Consider the following 612-nt stretch of genomic DNA (forward strand, 5'->3'; position numbering starts at 1 on the left):
TGCGGGGCTTCGGTGTCGTTGATTCCGCGCATCAGCACGGCGTTGAGCTTGACCGGTCCGAGTCCGGCGTCCCAGGCGGCTTCGACGCCGGCGAGGACTTTGTCCAGGAAGGGCCGGCGGGTCAGTTGGGTGAAGGTTTCCTCGTGCAGGGAGTCCAGGGAGACGTTGATCCGGCTCAGGCCCGCGGCCTTGAGGGCGGCGGCTTTTTTGTCCAGGCCGACGCCGTTGGTGGTCATTGAGATGGGCAGGTCCGGGTGTTCGGCGCGCAGGGCGGCGATGATGTCCGCCAGGTCTGCCCGGACCAGCGGTTCCCCGCCGGTGAGGCGGAGTTCGCGGACCCCCAGGTGGTGTACGCCGACCCGGACGATCCTGACGATTTCCTCGGCGGTCATCACGGCCTGCTTGGACAGCCATTCCAGGCCTTCGGCGGGCATGCAGTAGGTGCAGCGGAGGTTGCATTTGTCTGTCAGGGACAGGCGCATGTCCGTGGCCCGGCGGCCGTGGGCGTCGAACAGGCCTGCGGGGACGCTTTGAGGGCGCGGCGGGGGTACGGCGCCCTTGCCGGCATCCCCGTCCGCGCGCACCAGCGGCATACCCAGTCCAACACTCATG

Annotated in this window: 1 protein-coding gene; it reads right to left on the bottom strand. The window is 68.5% G+C overall.

The window, feature by feature from the left end:
- Positions 1 to 611 (bottom strand): radical SAM protein (locus ACNQPB_RS20075; protein ID WP_498754182.1); only part of this gene is annotated, 611 nt, incomplete at its 3' end.
- Position 612 lies beyond the last annotated feature (1 nt).

Source organism: Curtobacterium sp. LFS079, from assembly GCF_047977865.1.
Classification (GTDB): Bacteria; Actinomycetota; Actinomycetes; order Actinomycetales; family Micrococcaceae; genus Arthrobacter.